The organism is Nitrosospira multiformis (assembly GCF_003050865.1).
In the GTDB taxonomy this organism is placed as follows: Bacteria; Pseudomonadota; Gammaproteobacteria; order Burkholderiales; family Nitrosomonadaceae; genus Nitrosospira; species Nitrosospira multiformis_E.
In genome coordinates this window covers 24,955-44,527 of record NZ_QAOK01000025.1, presented here as the reverse complement: position 1 = coordinate 44,527, position 19,573 = coordinate 24,955, and the positions used below count along the sequence as shown (strand labels likewise).

General features: G+C 51.8%; 15 protein-coding genes and 1 pseudogene. 6 read left to right on the top strand and 10 right to left on the bottom strand.

Translation table 11 applies throughout. The annotated features are described in order from the left end of the window. Positions 1-152: 152 nt before the first annotated feature. From C8R21_RS12190 to C8R21_RS12175, 4 genes and pseudogenes are all read left to right on the top strand, one after another. Positions 153-614 (top strand): annotated as a pseudogene (locus C8R21_RS12190) (integrase core domain-containing protein); the annotation flags it as partial. A 437-nt stretch (positions 615-1,051) separates the two neighbouring features. Continuing rightward, the gene (locus C8R21_RS12185) at positions 1,052-1,294 is read left to right on the top strand and encodes a type II toxin-antitoxin system Phd/YefM family antitoxin (protein WP_107762945.1); all 243 of its coding nucleotides are present in this window, start codon (positions 1,052-1,054) and stop codon (positions 1,292-1,294) included. Next, positions 1,291-1,704 carry a type II toxin-antitoxin system VapC family toxin gene (locus C8R21_RS12180; RefSeq protein ID WP_107762944.1) on the top strand — a complete coding sequence of 138 codons (414 nt, stop codon included), beginning with the start codon at positions 1,291-1,293 and terminating at the stop codon, positions 1,702-1,704. Before C8R21_RS12185 ends, C8R21_RS12180 begins: the two co-directional genes overlap by 4 nt. Before the next feature lie 303 nt (positions 1,705-2,007). Continuing rightward, positions 2,008-2,421, top strand: a complete 414-nt coding sequence (locus tag C8R21_RS12175; protein WP_107762943.1) for a hypothetical protein — start codon at positions 2,008-2,010, stop codon at positions 2,419-2,421. Positions 2,422-2,457: 36 nt separating this feature from the next. Here C8R21_RS12175 and C8R21_RS12170 read toward each other — a convergent pair whose 3' ends face one another. The 3 genes from C8R21_RS12170 to traD form a co-directional block, all read right to left on the bottom strand. Then, positions 2,458-3,453, bottom strand: coding sequence for a tyrosine-type recombinase/integrase (locus C8R21_RS12170; protein WP_107762942.1), 996 nt, complete (start codon positions 3,451-3,453; stop codon positions 2,458-2,460). Between the two features lie 270 nt (positions 3,454-3,723). Next, entirely contained in the window at positions 3,724-4,107 is a 384-nt protein-coding gene (locus C8R21_RS12165) for a ribbon-helix-helix domain-containing protein (protein WP_258192390.1), read from the bottom strand. A gap of 48 nt (positions 4,108-4,155) precedes the next feature. After that, positions 4,156-4,620, bottom strand: a complete 465-nt coding sequence (gene traD / locus C8R21_RS12160) for a conjugal transfer protein TraD (RefSeq protein WP_258192389.1) — start codon at positions 4,618-4,620, stop codon at positions 4,156-4,158. Positions 4,621-5,342: 722 nt separating this feature from the next. On the opposite strand from traD, the gene C8R21_RS12150 reads away from it, so the two are divergent. Continuing rightward, entirely contained in the window at positions 5,343-8,006 is a 2,664-nt protein-coding gene (locus tag C8R21_RS12150; RefSeq protein ID WP_107762940.1) for an MMPL family transporter, read from the top strand. A 663-nt stretch (positions 8,007-8,669) separates the two neighbouring features. Here C8R21_RS12150 and C8R21_RS12140 read toward each other — a convergent pair. Next, positions 8,670-9,998: a cation:proton antiporter domain-containing protein gene (locus tag C8R21_RS12140; RefSeq protein ID WP_107762939.1), complete on the bottom strand. Its 1,329-nt coding sequence runs from the start codon at positions 9,996-9,998 to the stop codon at positions 8,670-8,672. 77 nt (positions 9,999-10,075) lie between these two features. Beyond that, positions 10,076-10,447, bottom strand: a complete 372-nt coding sequence (locus tag C8R21_RS12135; protein WP_107762938.1) for a DUF1269 domain-containing protein — start codon at positions 10,445-10,447, stop codon at positions 10,076-10,078. A 368-nt stretch (positions 10,448-10,815) separates the two neighbouring features. On the opposite strand from C8R21_RS12135, the gene trhA reads away from it, so the two are divergent. After that, positions 10,816-11,466, top strand: a complete 651-nt coding sequence (gene trhA / locus C8R21_RS12130; RefSeq protein WP_107762937.1) for a PAQR family membrane homeostasis protein TrhA — start codon at positions 10,816-10,818, stop codon at positions 11,464-11,466. A 252-nt stretch (positions 11,467-11,718) separates the two neighbouring features. Here trhA and C8R21_RS12125 read toward each other — a convergent pair whose 3' ends face one another. From C8R21_RS12125 to C8R21_RS12105, 5 genes are all read right to left on the bottom strand, one after another. After that, positions 11,719-12,777: an AI-2E family transporter gene (locus C8R21_RS12125; protein ID WP_107762936.1), complete on the bottom strand. Its 1,059-nt coding sequence runs from the start codon at positions 12,775-12,777 to the stop codon at positions 11,719-11,721. A 218-nt stretch (positions 12,778-12,995) separates the two neighbouring features. Then, entirely contained in the window at positions 12,996-13,232 is a 237-nt protein-coding gene (locus tag C8R21_RS12120) for a hypothetical protein (RefSeq protein ID WP_074703968.1), read from the bottom strand. Between the two features lie 265 nt (positions 13,233-13,497). After that, a complete protein-coding gene (locus C8R21_RS12115; RefSeq protein WP_107762935.1) occupies positions 13,498-14,481 on the bottom strand; it encodes an NAD-dependent epimerase/dehydratase family protein in 984 nt (327 codons plus the stop codon). Next, entirely contained in the window at positions 14,478-15,482 is a 1,005-nt protein-coding gene (locus tag C8R21_RS12110; protein ID WP_074703964.1) for a ketopantoate reductase family protein, read from the bottom strand. The genes C8R21_RS12115 and C8R21_RS12110 overlap by 4 nt, the downstream gene beginning before the upstream one ends. 968 nt (positions 15,483-16,450) lie before the next feature. Beyond that, positions 16,451-19,510 carry a tetratricopeptide repeat-containing protein gene (locus tag C8R21_RS12105; protein ID WP_107762934.1) on the bottom strand — a complete coding sequence of 1,020 codons (3,060 nt, stop codon included), beginning with the start codon at positions 19,508-19,510 and terminating at the stop codon, positions 16,451-16,453. Between the last annotated feature and the right edge of the window lie 63 nt (positions 19,511-19,573).

The following is a 19,573-nucleotide window of genomic DNA, read 5'->3' as shown; positions in this document are numbered from 1 at the left end:
CGCAACCTGGCTTGCCGGCACATTTGCAGATCGAACCAATTGTACCGCTTCCTGCTTGAACTCCGCTGCGTATTTCCTTCGCGTTGCCATGACACCCTCCTGACTCATTATCAGCCTTTTTAGATGTGTCCGTGAAATCGGGGGAAAACCCGTCGATGGATTTCATGCACGATGCCTTATCGGATGGTCGCAGCTTTCGTACCTTTAATGTGATCGATGACTTCAACCGCGAGGGGCTAGGCATCGAAGTGGATCTGTCGCTGCCTTCCGCGCGTATCATCCGGGCACTGGAACACATTATCGAATGGCGCGGAAAACCAAAAGCGCTTCGGCTGGATAACGGCCCCGAGCACATTAGTCACGAATTCCGCCAGTGGGCAGAAAGCCAGGGAATCGAGTTGCGGTTTATCCAGCCTGGCAAGCCTGCACAAAACGCCTATGTGGAACGGTTCAATCGCACAGTGCGGCACGAATGGCTGGACCAGACAATCTTCCAGTCAATAGTACATGCACAGCAAACCGCAACACAGTGGCTATGGCGCTACAACGCTGAAAGACCCAATACCGCCATCGGCGGGATAACACCTTATCAGAAGTTGGCAATGGTCGCCTGAACACTACTCCTGGGCACAGCTAAAAACGGGGGGATTACCATATGAAGGGGTCGATTTAGCGATCAGTTCACCATCATACCGTCTATCTCAGAAGTTTGAAGAAGCAGGCACTGCGGAAGAGATTGAGCAAGCAGCGGCTCAAGCGTGGCGAAATTTAGGCTTACGTATCGAACTGGTAACCCAGATGTATTATGAGCTTGAACAGAATATTCTGTTGTCTCGCAAGCCAACCGCGCGTCAATATAGAAGAGGATAGGAAGAAACAAGCCCCAGCACTCAGCTGATCGTAAATTCTCTACCACGCACTCGGTTTTTATGAATGATAAAGGACGTTATCATTCATAAACGGATCGCTAAGAGGAGAGAGTTCAGTGTCTTGGCTTCCGAATGCGCTTATGATATAAGCTAGATGTAAACTAGCTTATATTGGAGGTTATATGCGTGAGATCGGGGCATTCGAGGCCAAGAATAAACTCGGGACCTTGCTCGACTGGGTCGAGAACGGTGAAGAAGTTCTTATCACTCGACATGGCAAAGCCGTAGCGAGACTGGTTCCCGCTGAGCCTGGCTTTAATCGTGCGAAAGCTCGTCAGGTAGCCCGCGGTTTATTGGATGCTAGTCGCGGGGTTACCTTGGGCGACCTCAAGATTAAGGATCTCATCAATGAAGGTCGTTTGTGAGCTTAGTTCTTGATAGTTCAGTGGCTCTCACATGGTGTTTTGAGGATGAGCATACTTCTGCCACCCTTGATTTGCTGGATCAGATCGTTGAAACAGGTGCAATGGCTCCATCGCTTTGGCCCCTGGAAATTCTTAATGGTCTAGCCATGGCCGAGCGGCGCGGCCGGCTTGACGCGACACGCCGCCATCAGCTAGCTGGGTTTCTTCGTGATCTGCCGATTAATCTTGATCCTGAAACTGCAAGCCAGTCATGGACAGCAACAGCCTTACTTGCCGAACGCTACCGGCTCACCCTCTATGATGCAGCGTATTTAGAGCTGGCCCAACGCCTGGATTTGCCCTTGGCCACGCTCGATCAAGAATTACGCGCTGCTGGGCGCGCGCTTGGGCTCATCTTACTTGGCGATTAACCATGCCCGAGAACTTGTTCCTCATCACGGATACTTTGGCGCTGCCGACGTTGTTCGCGCCCAGCCCAAATGCAGGCAAACGCTTCATTGATTCTTCACTGCCAACATTCGTAATCCCAACACGTTAATCCATCGGGACCACAATAGCGTTCTCGCTGCTCCAGAGTTAGGCGGGGGCCATACCCTTCGGCCTTGCCACTCTAAGGGTTTCCCTTAGTATAAAACCAGAGTTTCCCCAATATACGCATAGTGTTGACTGAGATAGGATAAAGTCACTTTCATCCTGTTTGGTTCATTACTATCATGAAAACGAAATCAGGAAATATCTTCGCAGTGTTATCGATGGCAGCCCTGCTGGGTTCGATGAGCTCCTTGACGATTGCAGCCGAGCCCATTGACACTCCTGAGATTCGTGAAGCTATCAAGAAAGCCACGACCCCAAGCGATCATGAGTTGGTAGCGAAATATTATGAAAATGCCGCTATGCAAATGCAGGCAAAAGTGAAGGAAGAAAAGGTACTGCTGGAGCAGTATGAGAATAAAAGCTATCTTTATGGCAGGCAAGCTCAGGACCTGCAATCGCATACTGCAGCATTGATACGCCGTCACGAGCAGACCGTCGCGGCCGACATGCAAGAAGCCGCCTTGCATCGTCAAATGGCATCGAAGCTTGATGAAAACCATGCCGCATCCGACCGCCAAAGCCCGGCAATGTGAGTGAATCGGAGCCAGGACATAGGATAAGCCCGGTGTTCAGTAACTCACCTTAAACGTCGGACTATCCTCCGGGCGGGTCTTGCGGTGGTCATAGATCCGGGTGGTGGCGATATTCGCATGCCCCAGCCACTCCTGCACCTTGGCGATGTCCGCCCCGTTATCGAGCGCATTGGTCGCGGCAGTCGCACGCATCACATGCGGTCCCATGTTCTCCCCAAAAATCCCCAGCTTCTTTAAATACTTCAGCACCACCTCGAAATAGATGGAATCGGGGGTGAGTGCCGTCAGGGTGTGGCCGTGCACATTGTTTTTGACCGGCCGAAACAGGGGTGCCTCCGGATCCTGTCCATGGCCTGCGGCCTCCAGATACTCTTCGATCAAGGTGAGTGTCCCCGGATGGGTGGGGATGAAGCGCATCTTGCCGCCCTTGCCCTGGATGCGCAGATGCGGTACCCCGCGGCGCATCTGATTGTAGTCTTTCACCTTGAGCCTGGCCAATTCCTCGCGCCGGATGCCATGATAGAGCAGGGCGGAGAGAATCGACCGGTCGCGCTTGCCCTTGAGCGTCTCAGCTTTCGGCGCCTCGAGCAGGGCGCGCGCTTGGGCATCGCCCAGCGCGGGCGTCTTGCCCTGCCAGGATTCGACCGGCGGCCGCTTCACCCCCTTGACCGGATTGTGCGTCACTGCGTTGGCTTCGCACAGGTACTCGAACAGGGACGAGAGGGCCGCCAGTTTCCTGCGGATGGTGGCACCACCCAGTTGCTCATCTTCCAGGCTTTTCCTCCAGGCGAGCACATGGCTGCGGGTGACGACGCGAAAGTCCTCGGGGTTGACGATGCCGGCAAAAGCCATGAAGCCGCGCAGATCATTCTGGTACGCGCGCCGGGTCTGCCGGCTGTCGATGTTGGCGAACCACTCGATCTCGGGCGGCACTTCGGCAAGCTTGCGAAACTGCGCGGAGGTCAAAGCGCTGCCGGAGGCAGGGGCAGTCGGTATCGGGGCACCCGGGGAAACCATCAATTCTTCACTCATGCCAATCCATCCTGAGGAACAAGTAAGCAGTATCCATGCTAATCATAGGGACAATCCTTTTTCAACGCGAACAATTTATGCCGATAATCAGGGGACAGAGAGCGAGAATTTCCGCTCTCTGTCCAGTTCTCATCACTGTTTCACAGTGACCGCAACCCAGGCGCGAGGCTGGGAAAACCTGCAATCTGCACCCGTCCATTTTTTCCCTATATATATATGCACACCATTGTCATATAGATATGTACTCGCGCCAAGGTCGGCTTCCGCTGGTCAGCCGGAACGCTTGCGTGCGGCCAATAACTTCCTGGCACGCTCGACGATCCGCTTGGCGTTGAATTCCGCGAGCTGTCCGGCCGCAACCTCACTCAAGGCCTGGTCGATGTCCGCCTTCAGCGCCGCCAGCTCCTCCTGCCGCAGCTCGCGCCGGACCTTCCAGTCACGCAATGCCTCGCGTATGACTTCGCTGGCCGAAGCATAGTCGCCCTCATTGACGGCTGCCTTGATCGACTCGCTCAGTTCAGGGGTGAGGGTGATGGTCAGGCGCTCGAGCTCGCTCATTCGAGTATCAACAAGAGGTTTTTCATGATCATACTTTATCATACTCTCGGTCTGAATCTGGGGCGGGATTTTACCCATGATAAAATATGTTATCATGGGTAAAAATTCAGCAGTCCATGCTCTTTTTTGGGCAACATAACATTCTTATTTTGTTTTCTCAGCGAGCAATGCATCTCCCGCACGTTTCCACTCGCGTCTTCTAGGATCCTCTGTCGGCACATTTGCCAGCCCCAGCAAGGCTCCCAGTAGCTCCCCTCGATCGAATACCGGAGTACGGGTTTCCGGATCCACGAGACCTGCCAGAATCAGCAACTCGGCAGCATTGTGCAGCTCCTGGTCGTGCTCTCTGGAGGCTGCCTCCCTGTTGATTGCTTCTAAAATACGTGCTGCTTCCTCGTCCCTTGCTGCAAGGCGGGCAGCTTCCGTCCTCGCCCTCTGTGCCCGTTCTGCCGCCGCCTCCGCCTTAATTAACGCGGCAAGGATACGCGAGTCCGCGTCAGTGCGCCTGAGCTTGTCTACCAGCAAAAGGAGTTGCCGCTGTTGTTCGCTTGGTGCTTCGAGGCCGCGTAGATATGCCAGTCTTGCGGTAAGCCATTTGTCGTGCAACATGAATACCTCCTGTTTCATTGATCGGCAGCCCCATTCCAGCTACCTTGGGGTTGAGGGAACCAAAAATAAGCTGGGAATGGAAATCCTCTTTTACGACTTACCCATCAGGCTATCTTCTTGTCCGATGGTGGAGTGATCGTATAACTCTCTGTACCGCAATGTCAGTTGGCAATATCAGCCTCAATCTCGACCAGAATTTTGATATTACGTACGGTTCGCTCATCTCCACCCTAAGCCGCGATGCGTATTAGTGAGGTAAATATCAGTTTGGCTAGGCCTTCTCTACCTAGCGTGCCTTGTATCGCGGCCACGGCGATATTACCCTTTACGGTGGCACGAACGACGATTCGAGCGATTCGGCTTGATCCCAGACCACCTTGACAATGGCCAATCCACAACATGCGAATGTGATTGATCGCCTGGATGACCTTCCAACAGAAAGCCCGGGACATAAACTATTATGCGCTTGCTTCTCGATCACGTCGCGTCCCTTGGATCTGAGTACATGGATTGGATTTCGTCCATTCGGTTCGGTAGCGAACGTACCGCTCTCCTAAGGATGGACAAAATAATTGGCTAAAGCCTGCTCCCTCTGCTTAATCTACCGCTGATACCCAGTGCGCCAGCAACGTCTACCTTCGTGCTGAATGACTACGTCGTCCTGTTAATCTGAGAAAAAAGATTCAATCAGAGATGGGAATCGAGGAATTTGCCCGGTGATTATGCCGAGATCCCGCATTTACACCTTCTGGCGAAACTGGACAATCGGCCATCCGATTACCGCATTGTCAATACTGGTTGTGCTCGGTATCCTGGCCTTCCAGTACGCGCTCGGTCATTTGCGCATAAACACAGACACCACCAGACTGATCGCACCGGATGCACCTTTCCAGCAACACAGCCGCTCTTATGAGAAAGCCTTTTCACAGGATTTGCACACGCTTTTGCTGGTGGTTGAATCGGACACGCCCGAACTAACCAAATCCGCCAGTAAAAGATTACTGCGCCTGCTCCGCGACAACACAGATCATTTCAATTCGGCCTATATCCCCTACGACAACGAATTTTTCCGTCAGAACGGATTGCTTTATCTCGATACCGACGAGTTGGAGAGCTTATCCAACAGCCTGTCGCTCGCCCAGCCGTTCATCGGCAGAATCGCTCAGGAAACCAATCTAACAGGTTTTTTTTCTATTTTAGAGGATGCGCTAAAGTCCGGAGACACGACTCGTACTGCAGCCATTGATCTAACCTCGCTAACCCATAAAGTCACGCTGGCTTTAGATAAAGTAATCAATGGCGAAAACGCTTTGCTTTCCTGGGAATCGATGATTTCTGGGAAGAAAACACACTCCAGTAAGGAGTTTATTATTGTCTCGCCTAAATTCGATTACTCACATATCCGTCCTGCGAAAAATGCGATTGAGTCCATCAACAAGGCAATTGCCAGCATTCAGGATCCCTATCTCCCCGCTGTCAAGGTGTGGGTTACCGGTGAAGTCGCCCTTGAAGATGATGAGCTGGCAGGCATTAGTACCGGCACTTTTACCGCCAGTATTTTCTCAGTTGTACTGGTGTTGTTTATTTTAGTGATTGCTTACCGTTCCATTTTGCTGACGGTAGCCACGTTGATAACTCTAGCCTTAGGAGTAATTTTTTGCGGGGCATTCGCGGCCTTTTCCGTAACAGAATTAAATCTGATTTCACTCGCGTTTGCAGTAACCAATGTCGGCTTGGGCGTGGAGTATGCGATCCACTTCTGCCTGCGCTACCGGGACAATCTGAATTGTCACCGTAAAGAACGTGCACTACGTGCAACTTTAATGACCATAGCTCCCTCACTTCTATTGGCCGCCGGTACTACGTCCATCGGACTTTATGCTTTTATACCGACCGATTACAAGGGTGTTGCCGAGCTTGGCCTGCTGGCAGGAACAAGTCTGTTTATTTCCCTGTCAGTTACGTTGGTTGCCTTGCCGGCATTGTTAAAACTTTTGCCAGCACCGACAAAATTCGGATCGGCAAAAGGTCCTCATGCTCCTTCGGAGCTTTCAAAGAAACTGGCAACTTTGCCGCTTCAATACGCCAAACCGATTTCCCTTGTAACACTTGTTATTTCCCTGATCTCCGTCGTGTTGGCGTTCAATGTGAAAACCGATTTTAATCCGATTAATCTTCGCGATCCCGATACCGAATCTGTTATCGCTTTCAAAAAATTAATGGAGGACGAGGAAACCACTCCGCTGACCTTGACCGTCCTGAGCAGGGATGAAAGCAGCACCAAAATCTTGCAGCAAAAGCTTTCGGCATTACCTTCGGTTGATAAAACGGTCAGTCTTTTTGACCTTCAACCCGCCGACCAGGATAAAAAATTGGCCTTGATCGAAGAAATGGGACTGATGCTTGGTGCGGAAGTACAGAACTTCCCTCAACTCAAAGCGCATAGTGACCCGGGTCCGCAGATCACCCGCTTGATTGGAACTATCGATGCCATCTTGCCTGAAAAATCGAATATGGAGGAGCGCACTTCACTCACACGCTTAAAAAAGGAATTGCAGGATATTTTGATCGAGCTTGATGCACGGTATCAACCCAGCCGGGAGATATTCATTGAAAAAATCCAGACCGCGCTGCTCGGCACGCTACCGGCTGTGATGAACGATCTATCAGCCAGCTTGAAAGCCAGAACAATCACACTGTCTGACCTGCCCCCCGACATTAGGGATAAATGGCTGAGCAGGGACGGCTTGTATCGCATTCAGATCTTTCCAAAAAAAGACCTGAACGATTTAGCCAATCTTGAGGAATTTATCACCGAAGTGCAATCAGTCGCTCCCGAAACCACGGACCTGCCCATCATCTACTGGGAATCCATGAGAGAGGTTATCAAGGCTTTTCAGAAAGCTGTTGTAATCGCCCTGGTTGCCATCGCACTACTATTACTCGCTATCCGGCGCAGCATTCTGGATACGGCACTGATCATGACGCCGCTCATACTGGCCGGACTTTTTACCATGGCAAGCGCAACGATCACCGGCACCGCCATTAATTTTGCCAACATCATCGCCCTGCCGCTGTTACTAGGGTTAGGTGTTGACAACGGCATTCACATGCTTGTAAAGCTGCGCCACTCGCTTTCGGGAGCTCGCGATATCTATCAATCCAGCACCGCTAGAGCCATATTTTATGGGGCTCTTACCACCTCCTCCGGTTTTGGGGGATTGGCATTCTCCTCGCATCCGGGTATTGCCAGTATGGGTTTGATTATTACTATAGGCATATTCTGGATCATGGTATGTACGTTTATCATCCTTCCCGCGCTTAGCAAAGTGGTGCTAAAGGACACGGAAAACGCGATACGTTCGCAACCTCGATTGGTAGGATAGAACGTCAATACTCATGCTTTCAGCCCTGTTTGGTAGAACGTAAAAAAAAATGCTTGGCGGTAAGGATACGCGAGTGCGCTTGAGCTTCAGATGGGTGGCGTCAATCATTAGCCGATCGGGCGTTTCCTCTTTTGTCGGACAAAGAAGGAATTTTATCGGACCGCGGGGCATGAACATTTAGAAAGTGCTGGTCAAACCTTTTTATACGTTATTTTTTAACGATATTCATGAAATCAAGCAGTTGTTCGATATTGAACAGATGATCGAAGATAGTCTCGCCTTCGATTTTAATAAGTTGCCGGATTATTTGATTGAACGAAGCTGGATTCCCTCGTACTGCAAGGTCTGAAAAATGTATATGAATTGACTCCGGGATTTTACCCGGATCGCAAGAATAACTCCGTTCGAGATGAGGAGTGCTGATAGCAGAGCGTGGATTTGAGCCTCTTAAATCCCTTGCTTGTCGACGACAGGGAGGCTACGAAGTCCAGCCATCAGTTCATCGCAAGCACGTTCCATGATAGATTGGGCGTCAAGCGTCTCAACTTACCATCAACAATATCGAAGGCATCAACACGATTGATGCTGTTGGTAGAGGGCCCCTTCGCACAGCCGGTCTGCTTGATATCGTCAGCATCCCAACGACTTCGAGGTCTGAAACTTTCAATTCAGTCGCCTACCTCGTCGACGACGGGTATATCGACGCATGAGCGGGGTCACAGAGACGCCATGCACCACGATTGAGGTACTCACAACGATGAGCGTGATGGCAACCAGCTGCTGGGTTAGCGCTGGATCCAGGCCTTGGTTGATGGCATACATCAAATAGTAGATTGAACCGATACCACGAATGCCAAACCAGGATATAAGCCCGCGGTGTTCAAGCGTAGAGCGCGATCCAGGAAATCCCACCCAGACGCTCACTGGCCGGATGAATAAAAAGAGCAAGGGTGTAAACCAAAGCGCAGCAGGTGGTAGGAATGTATATGAGAGCATCGCTCCTATTGTCAGTACGACGACAAGTTCACCAAAACGCTCTAGCTGTTCGTTGAAGTTAAGCATGGCATGTGTCATTTGGGTGTTAGCGTTTGCAGATTCAGCGGCTATGCCTTTTGCCTTGGCTAGGAGCTTGTTTTTGATTGGTATCTCTGGTAGCGTGTCCTGAGGGAGGATTTTGTCATCGGGATGCTCTTGGATACGTCGGAGCGCCAAACCTGCTGCGAGCACCGCGATAAAACCCAAGGTGTGTAGCAGCAAGGCGGTACCGTAGGCAAGAGCAATTAAACCCAGAGCAAGGAACTCATCGAGTGCGAGTGCTTCGCGGTGACGCACACGCAAATAGATTACGAGCTTGCCTACGAGATGCCCTAGCGTCCCACCGATAATAAGGCCCCCACATATACCCCAGATAACATCCACTACGATCCACTTCCAGCCCCCTGCACCCAGCTCATGCAAGCCGAGGAGTCCTAGTCCGAGCATCACGAAGGGGAAGGCAGTCCCATCGTTTAAGCCACCTTCTCCGCTCAGGCTAAAACGCATCTGGTCGCGATCGGCTGGGTCTTCCAATTGCACGTCGGAGGCGAGCACCGGATCAGTGGGTGCGAGAATGCTGCCCAACAGCACTGCAGCACCCAGTGAAAGACCTAGACCCAGCATTCCAGAGATCGTGATCAAGGAGATTGTGATTATCATCGATACCGTTGCAAGGCGCAGCGGCAGAAACCAGCGAGCATGGTGCATTGGCACGCTTAACTTCAAGCCAGTGATGAAGAGCGAGATGATGACTGCAATTTCCGACAGGTGCTCAAAAAGCTCGGAGTGTTTCAGAGGATCGGCATCAAGCAACCCAAGCCCGACGGGACCTAAACCGAAGCCTATAACAAGATAAAGCATTGCGGTACTTAACGGCAGTCGCTGAAGCAGTGATCCGCCAATAGCCATGGTGAGCAGCAATGTGCCGACGATTGCATACCACAACGCGAATGTCATAGATAAAACAGAAAAAGAGAGAGAATATAAAGAAGCTTCCTATCCTAGCTACGTAGTAAGGTGCGTAACGATAAAAATCACTCGTACTGGAATACCGCCTTCGTAGCACGATACGAGACTAGGAAGCCAGCTCGGATTTCATTGTGAATCAGGTCTTGCTCCACATCCAGGCGCCACTGACGAACTACGATTCCGCCCAGTGCTTCCATCCTCAGGCCAAGCGGTATGGTCCAATACTCGTCAACCTCGGCGACCAGAGCACTCTTTCCAGGCGTTAAATTCCGTGATACCTCATCAACAAATTCCATGCCCACCCCGTAATTGAAGGCATCGACTGAGTACCCTATCGCCGTTATGCCGACGCGCACGTCATGCAGTATGATCGCGGCGCCATAAAGCTTAGCATTCGACTTGCCGGCGATTCCACTCAATGGTGGCAATAGCCCCAAACATTGGCTCCTCTGCTATGCTTCAGTGGACAGGCGATGTTTAAAAGCAAATGGGGCACATCGTGCAAATTCAGATAAACAGGGGTAGCTGCGTTGAGGGATAGTGAACTTTCCCGGCCTGTTGGATCGGCCGTAACCAAGATATTGAGCGGGTTCGAAGATCAAGTTACCCATGTCGAGATCCACTTAAGCGATGTGAATAGCGACAAGTCGGGACTTAGGACAAATGCTGTCTTATGGAGGCGCGTCCGGACTTGATCCGATTGCGGTTACCAATTTAGCGCCAGCCTGGAAGACGCGACTGACGTTTAAGGTGAGTTATTAGAGAAATAACAAAATCAGATTGAGCAACATGTGGGACTCTAATCATGCCGCTTACCCCGCTAAGTCGTGAGCAATCGCAAGGGGAAGAAATCGCCAACAGCATTAGCCATGGCATCGGTCTTGCCGCAGCACTCATCGGAACTCCTTTTCTCATCACGCAAGCGACGCGGCATGGAAACGTCGGGTTTGTCGTTGGCACGAGCCTCTTCTCCGCAACGGCCATATTTCTTTACCTTGCTTCTACACTCTACCACGCGTTGCCTATAGGTAAGACCAAGCGCGTGTTTCGGATCCTTGAGCATTCCGCAATCTTTCTTCTTATCGCTGGCACCTATACGCCATTCACCTTAGGAGTACTTCACGGCTCATGGGGCTGGATTCTTCTCACAACTATATGGACCCTTGCCGCAGTGGGCGTTGTGCTGAAGGTGTTCTATGGAACTTCCTTTCCCATTCTATCCACCGCTCTCTATCTGCTCATGGGGTGGATGGTTGTGATTGCCGCAGATCTATTGATTGCCAGAATGCCAACTCCTGGCTTGCTTTGGTTGATTGCGGGAGGGTTATCTTATACCCTGGGAGTGGTTTTTTTCGCTATCGATTCCCGCTTGCGATATGCTCACCTGATTTGGCATCTCTTCGTTTTGGTGGGCACCACATGCCATTACTTCGCCGTGTTCTGGTATGGCGCCTGACCTTCCCTCTACCCGCACAGAGAGCTGGACCGTAGCAGACAATGTCTTGCTGCTAAAAAATTGGACACCTGTTATGAAATAATAAAATATTAGTTTGAATCTTCAGGTAGCGCGTCTCCTGCTACGGTCTTCACGTCCAGCACCATCTTTTTCCCAACATGTGCAGCCGTTACTACCCCTTGGTACGGCAGGACCTACGCCGCCCGCCGTTAACCACTCACGCGCTGTTGTAGGTTTAGAATAATTTTGCCATTAATCGTTGGGCATTTCCCGTGTTGTAGAAAAGAGATCCCAAGCGGCAATGAACAGTGCTGCGATTACGGGGCCGATGACGAAACCGTTAAGGCCAAAAAGAACCATACCTCCGAGCGTTGAGATAAGTACCACATAATCGGGCATCCGGGTATCCTGGCCGACGAGTATGGGTCGTAGAACGTTATCCACCATTCCAATTACAAGCACACCAAAGGCGATGAGAGTTATTCCCTGCCAAATGGCCCCGGTAAGCAGGAAATAGATCGCTACCGGTGCCCAGATCAGGGCAGCGCCAATAGCAGGCAATAAAGATAAGAAAGCCATCACAAAGCCCCACAGCAGCGCTCCTTGTATACCCAAGAATGAAAATATCACTCCCCCTAGCGTGCCTTGTATCGCGGCCACGGCGATATTGCCCTTTACGGTGGCACGAACCACGGTGGTGAATTTACCGAATAAATTCCGCTTATGCTCCGGGCGTAGCGGAATTGCCTGTTTAATTTTCGCAGACAAAAGGGTCCCATCCCGAAGCAAGAAAAACAGCAGATATAACATGATGCCAAAACTGACAACGAACTCAAATGTATTCTGGCCCATTTGGAGCGCCTCCTCCGCGAGGCGTTGGCTTCCCTGCAAAGCGATGTTTGACAACGTGTCCTTTAGCTCAGAAATCCTGGCCAACCCGGCGTTATCGAGAAATTTGACCATCCAGGGCGGCAGCGCGCTTATGACTTGTTCGAAATACGCGCCAAAGTTCAGCTCCCCAGAGCGAATTCTTTGATAAAAGACTACCCCCTCCTGCAACAGTGAAGCGGTGATGAGCGTGAACGGGAGAATCACCATGATCAGGCAGAGCAATAAGGTTGTGAGCGCGGCAAGATTCTGCCGCTGGCCCAGGCGCTCTAGCAACCAGCGATAAAATGGCACAAATATTATGGCGAGAACGGAGCTCCAGAATATTGCGCCGAAAAAAGGCAGCAATATCCACCCGAATGCCAGGGAAATGACAATTAGCAGGAGCAGGAAGGCTTTTTGCTGAAGCTCCGGGGAATTCATTAGATGGAAGGTGAAAGTCTCGTTGTGTTCGCTAGGGTACGGAACAATCTGGTGACAGTGTAGAGTAGATTCTTGCCCTTAAGACTAATAAATCCGGCGCCATTCGACCCTATTCAAGGAGCTTTCGCGGCATCCTTAATCGCTTACGTTCCGCGCCTCTTAAGGATCATACTGTCCCGTATGCCAAGCTCAAAAAATTTGCCCTGGATAGGACCTTCTTAATCAGGCGAACCGGAAAGTTTAGCAGTATCGCTATCGATCCATGCTTTAGCCTCTGCATGGGCAGCCTCTAGCGCCTTGCTCTCTTCGTCCACAGGCATGGCGAAACTTTCGTAAACGACTATACCCTCCTTATCAATAATCCTATAACGGCCGTTCCAAAGACCAGCGGTATCGTCCTGCTCTGCGCTGGCCACAATTCTGTATCCTTTATAATCGGCATTATCAACGTTCATCTGCTCTCCGTGGTTAAATGTTACAGGTATAGCGATGTATCGCAGAATTGCTAAATACTGAGGTTTTATCAGTGAGGGTAAAGGTTGATTATTGCCCCAAAAGTTCACCCAAAGGTTTAAGCATCTGGCTCGATCGCAAACCACCTTGACAATAGGGCAGGTGATCCGAATTGCAGCAACCCGGCAACACCACTGGCGAGCGCAACGACCATAGTTCCCAAGTATGGAATAAAATGCAACACTCCGGCCCCCAAAGTCCCTCGTATCAGATCCAATGCTGCTGACGATACCAGCTGACAGCATCCCTTGCTGATTCCTCTATCGGCCGAGGCTTCAAACCCAGCTCCTCAAAGGTTTGTGAAGGATCGAAGTGCATTAAACGTTTTGTAAGGCGTACACCTGTAACAGTTGCCATAGGCATGCGATGCGAAATATTATCAGCCCATAACTCGCTGAACCAACCAGTCGCTAACGCTGCCGAATAGGGAATAGTCCATCGTGGGGCTGGACGATTCACGATATTCCCGAGAAGTTGAAGCCACTCGATCAAACGAAAGTTGTGTCCACCTAGTAAATATCGAATGAAAGGCCGACCCCGCTGCATCGCACGTATCATTCCGTCAGCAACGTCGCGAACATCAATCAGATTCAATTGACAATCAAGATATGCAGGAATCTTTCCTCTACAGAATGCAACCGAAAGGCGAGTTGGAGGCGTTTGATTTCGATCGCCCGGTCCAATAGGTAATGTGGGACTGCATACGATCACCGGAGCGCCGGTTTCGGCAAGTTGGAACACGGCTTGTTCCGCTCGGAATTTGCTCAAGCAGTAAGGCCCGATCATATCCTCTTCGCGAAAGCGCGCAGACTCAACCGCTCCCCCATTGGATTGATCCGATGTGAGAATACTTTCAGTGCTTACATACAGCGCTTTACTGACTCCGCTGTCGAGCGCGGCACGCATGACGTTAAGAGTGCCAACATGGTTGATCTCGTCAAACTCACGGCGGTTGCGTCGCCACAGATTTGGGTCAGCAGCCAGGTGATAGACGCGCTCGCAGCCGCGCGCCGCGTTACGCATTGCATCTAAGTCACGAATATCTGCTTGGACAAGTTCAATACATTCAAGTGGTAAATGACTTACCACAGCTTTGGGATGTTCAAGCACCCGCACGGTTTCGCCGGCGGCGAGTAATTGCTGCACCAGATGTGAACCGATAAACCCGGCGCCACCTGTCACCAAATTCATATCAAAACACTATCCGGCAGAGACGTCACGAGGTGGTGAAGGTGGGATCTTGCCTTGGGAAGCCGCTCGCGAGAGATTCTATCGACAAGCTTGATAACCGCATTATTGATTGGACAGGGAAAGTCTCCTGCAAGTCGAACAAGATGCCCGTTGTAAGCATCGATCTCCGTCTGGCCGCTTCCCATATCCGGACTCATGGAGCAATATGTTCCACGCAAGGAAGGGCGGAAGAATAATCCCATGAGCTTCGGCAAGAACGGGGTTTGCAATATGCGCATGACCGTGTCGGGATGAAATGGCCCGATCTTTTCCAGCGTAAGACCAGCATGCTGCAGGATCGAATAATTTTCCCGCAGCAAAGTGAAGAACAGTTTTTGGGTAAACGGATCAATGAGAAGTTCGGCATTATCAACGCCCGCGCTTGCTGCTAAGGGTGAAATGGCCGAGTTGTACATCAGTTTCGTTGATTTGAACGGGCGGATATCCGCAACGTGTTCCACCGGAAATAGTTTGCCCTTAGCAAAGGCAGAGGCAAGCATATGGACACGCTCACCTTCACCGCTGCCTACCTTGCGACGTGGGCCGATATGCAAAGACCCGGCCCGAGTAATGCGAGCGTCGAGACTGTCAGTGGGACACTCGGAAACAAATGAAGCAATAGCTTCTGCGGGATGATGGGACCTTTCGAGGGTTTCGTCGTAGCCATTCTGGATTGGCACCAATGTTTGCGTGTTCGCGATGCGTTGCAGGATCGGAGCATTATCGAAAGTCTTTGTGCATAACAACACTGCTGCCTCTTTTGGCGGAATCCAGTCGTCAAAGTGCACAAAATGAGTGCCGTGAATGGGTTGCCCATTCAGCGTCATTTCGTTGCGGCGACCCGCGGCGACCTTTTCGGGGTTCGACTCAATTATGGTCACGTCCCATCCAGCACGCCTAAGGCAGGCTGTTGCAGCAATGCCGATACCTCCGGCGCCAATAATATGAGCAGACGATTTCATAACGAAGGATGCTGGCCTATCAAGGGTGAGGCCGAGCTTTAGCTAGAGAGATGTAATACTGGATTCAATCTCAGCCTGTTACCGTGCGGTTTCATACATAACAGCTTGTATTTTTATGCTGCGTGTCTCAGTTGAAGACAAAATCAGCGGCGTTCATTTGGCTGAAGAGTTCTGCCATTATGCCTGTTCAATTGAATGGGGTCCGCTGGATCCATTTTGTGCGGAAAGAGGGCGAAGATTCCAGCCAGGTACGTCTCGTTGCCGGCCTGCGGCTGTGGTTTTAGCCACAACCACAAGCGGTTTTCATCTCTAGCAAGTAATTATTTGGTGTCTCCTATTGAGCGCTGGTGCCTGCTATGCTGTGGCACTCTCGGCACACTCAGGCAGCCCGCGCATTCTTCCATGCCGCCCAACTGCTCGCAACTCTTGGTGCACGGATCGCACACCTGCGCGCGGACAATCCAGAGCCAGTAGCATGGATGCTGATGCAAGTCACACAGAGGCAGTGAGAATACTAACGGCGAAAGAAAGCGGGTGACATTGTCTAGGGCGCCCCAAGGCTCATTCACTCCAAGCGGAGTTCCGTAGCAATATAACTGTAAATAGTAGGAAGTTTGGGGACTGAGAATCCGGCGCAGGCCAACCTGCGGGGAACGTTACAATTTCTCAAACGAAAATCCCAAAACAGGATTTTCGTTTGCTTTGCTGACTTTTTACTGGGGTCTAATATTCGATGCCTGTAAACCCTTGGGACCGGTTACCACATCAAAAGTGAGCTGACGCGAATGTATCCGATTCTTTGGCTGGTCATACTCTCTCCTCACATAATTGTCAGGATAGAGTCTTTGACCTTCGTGAGTAAGTGTCAATCAATATAATTTCGTACTCTAGATTGACACAAAATGACAGGAAAAGTGTCAGGCAGATTTGTCAGGATGAGGTGTACTCTAATCTGATATTTAATTTGACTAGCTCTGCTCCGGTAGGAGCATCGCAAGAATATCCCTGGAGATAAGGGTATCCGGATGCTCCTCACCCAGTACTCGGCGGCTTATCTCCAGCACCTTTTTCTCCAGGGCGTGCGCAGAGAGGGGGTCGCCTTGCATAAACAAGGTGAAGGCGAGACTGCTCATCGAGTTTAGCGTATCTGGATGCTCCTCCCCCAGCACTCGCGAGCTCATCTCCAATACTGTCTCCTGCAGCGTTCGGGCTGTGGCAAGCTCGCCCTGCGCTCGCAAGGTCAAGGCGAGATTGTTCATAGACGTCAGCGTATCCGGATGCTCCTCACCCAGCACTTGGCGGCGTATCTCCAATACTGTCTCCTGCAAGGCGCGCGCAGCAGCGTAATCACCCTGCTCCCGCACGGTCTGAGCCAGGTTGTTCATCGTGATGAGCGTTTTAGGATGTTCCTCGCCCCGCACCCGCAGGCATATCTCTAGTTCTTTTTCCTGTAAAGCGCGGGCGGCAAGATAATCGCCCTGTTTCCACAAAGTCGAGGCGAGATTGTTCATAGACGTCAGCGTATCGGGATGTTCCTCCCCCAACACCCCCCGACGTATCTCCAGCACCGTCTTCTCTAGAGTACGTGCGGCGGAAAGGTCGCCTTGCGCCTCCAAGATCACGGCCAGATTACCCATCGAGGTGAGCGTATCGGGATGTTCCTCCCCCAACACCCCCCGACGTATCTCCAGCGCCTTCTCTGCCAGGGCCCGTGCGGCAAGATAATCGCCCTGTGCCCACAAAGTCGAGGCGAGGTTGCCCATTGAGGTGAGCATATCGGGATGTCCTTCTCCCAATATCCACCTTTGCATCTCGAAGACTTTCTCCTGCAGGGCACGCGCAGCGGAAAGGTCGCCCTGCTCATATAAGGTCAAGGCGAGATTGTTCATCGAGGTAAGCGTATCGGGATGTTCCTCCCCCAACACCTCTCGATTTATCTCCAGCACCGTCTCCTCCAGAGTAAGCGCGGCGGGAAGGTCACCTTGCGCTCGCAAAGTCCAGGCAAGATTATTCATTGAGGTCAGCGTATCTGGATGCTCCTCGCCCAGCACCTGCCGGCGTATTTCCAGCACCTTCTCCTCCAGGACACGCGCTGCGGCGTAGTCGCCCTGCGCCGCCAAGGTCAAGGCGAGATTGTTCATCGCGGTGAGCGTCTGCGCATGGTCCTCGCCCAGCACTCGTTGCCGTACCTTCAGTACGTTTTCCTGCAGGACGCGTGCGACCGGAAGGTTGCCCTGAGCCCATAAGGTTAAGGCGAACTGGCCTATACAGATGAGCGTGTCCGGATGCTCGTCGCCCAAGTCACGTCGGGAAACTTCAACCGCCCATTCCAAGCCCCGCCGGCGTAAGACCATTGCGTGTCTACTATCAAATAATGATTGAAAGCGCAGCATCCACCTAACCGCTGTTGCCGTTTCCAGCAACCTTTTTGAATGATGGAAGAACAACATGTTCGTCGCGTCCGAATAAGCACTTTCCTGCATCAGGCCGAAATCAGCGGGAACTCGGAATCGCGCTCGCTCAAATTGCCGTTCAAGCAGCGCCTCAACGATCTCCGCCGCCCGCTCGCGCTCTTCTCTCATCACCATGCTTGCGGCAAGGCTGTCCTGCATATGCCGATGGAAGCTGTGGAAGCCGGGGCGATTCCCAACTGGCGTGGCAAATGACCAATTGTCACCGACCAGCCCGGCAAAGTGCGCAACCAAGTATCCCCTGATGTATCCACGCTCAATCAGGTACGCGAAGGTTTCCCGGTCGAATTCAAGGGCCAGGGCCAGCGCCTGTAGTGCTTCCCGGTGTTCTCCTTTCAGGTAACGAAGGAATCGAAGAGCCAGGTCCGAAGGAGACTTGCCCAGCATATTCGGCTCAAAGTCATGGGCATTATCGCGGATGAGCATTACCGCTAGGTCGAGGTAGTAGGGCAGGAAGCTTTGGTTACTTTCCTTACTGTTTTCCAAAGCCGCTTCAAGGATTTGCGCAGTATGCCGCTCGATCAGCTGCGCCACATTCTCCCGGCCGTGCTCGCGCTCCCAAGGCGCCGCCAGATCGATAAGGAAACTGCGCGCATCCTCCTCTGTCAGTCCCAGCAACTGAGCATGGGCATCAATCTCCTGCTGCCAATTCTGGCTCACCCTCTCATTCGCATAGAGTTCCGGCCAGCGTAGTTTTTCCCGGCCCAGGATGATGAATCCGATGCGCGCACGCAGCAGTTTGTTTTCTGATAACGGAATGATTTCTTTGCAGCGCAGCACTTCACTGACGAGCCTTGCGAGCGCCCTTTGCGCATCCGGCAGCAATTCCCTCGACTGCACCCGTTCAAAACCGTCGATGATGAGACAGATGCTGGTCTGCGGCTGATGGGCAATCGCATCGAGCAGGTCGCTTGCCAGCAGGATGGGCATGCGCTCGATGCGCTCCGCTTGAGACCAGTTCTCCGGCATGCCATCGAAGCGTTGCCGTACCCGGCTGTGCACAAACCAGTCGTGCATGTGCGAATAGAGCTTGTGGAGGGATGGCGCGACGCCAATTTTCGGTAGTTCCATCCCGAATAATGAGGCCAAGCCTGAAGCGAGTTCCACGACATCCAAAAACACGCCGATCTTTTCGCTTCCGGTACTGCGGCTCAAGTCGATGCTCTGACCAGGGTTTTCTTCGTTCCACCATGCAAGGTAGAGATAATCGAATGCAGGGGTTTTTATGCCCTCCCGGTGGAGTGCCATCCGGACCCGCCCGAGGATTTGTGCGATGGGTGAGTCCAGTCTGACGCTGTCGCTATCCAGATCCACCTCGGCCATCTTGGGAGGCATCAGGTTATACATATCCTGTTCCATCCGTTCCCGAAAATCGATGACAGATTTCTGGTACAGACGGGTTTTACCGACACCACCCACACCGTAATAGCTCAGGACCGAGGGATAATTGTGACCATTGCCCTGATGCAGGTTCGAGAGAAATCGGTCAATTGCGGTACGCTCTTGGGTACGATCGCAAAAAAGTGCGAGCTCTCGCGGCATGCTTTCCTGGGACATTTTAGTTTTTATCGAGGTAAAGGACTGTTGAGTATGAATTACTCAAACAACGAATGGATGTAA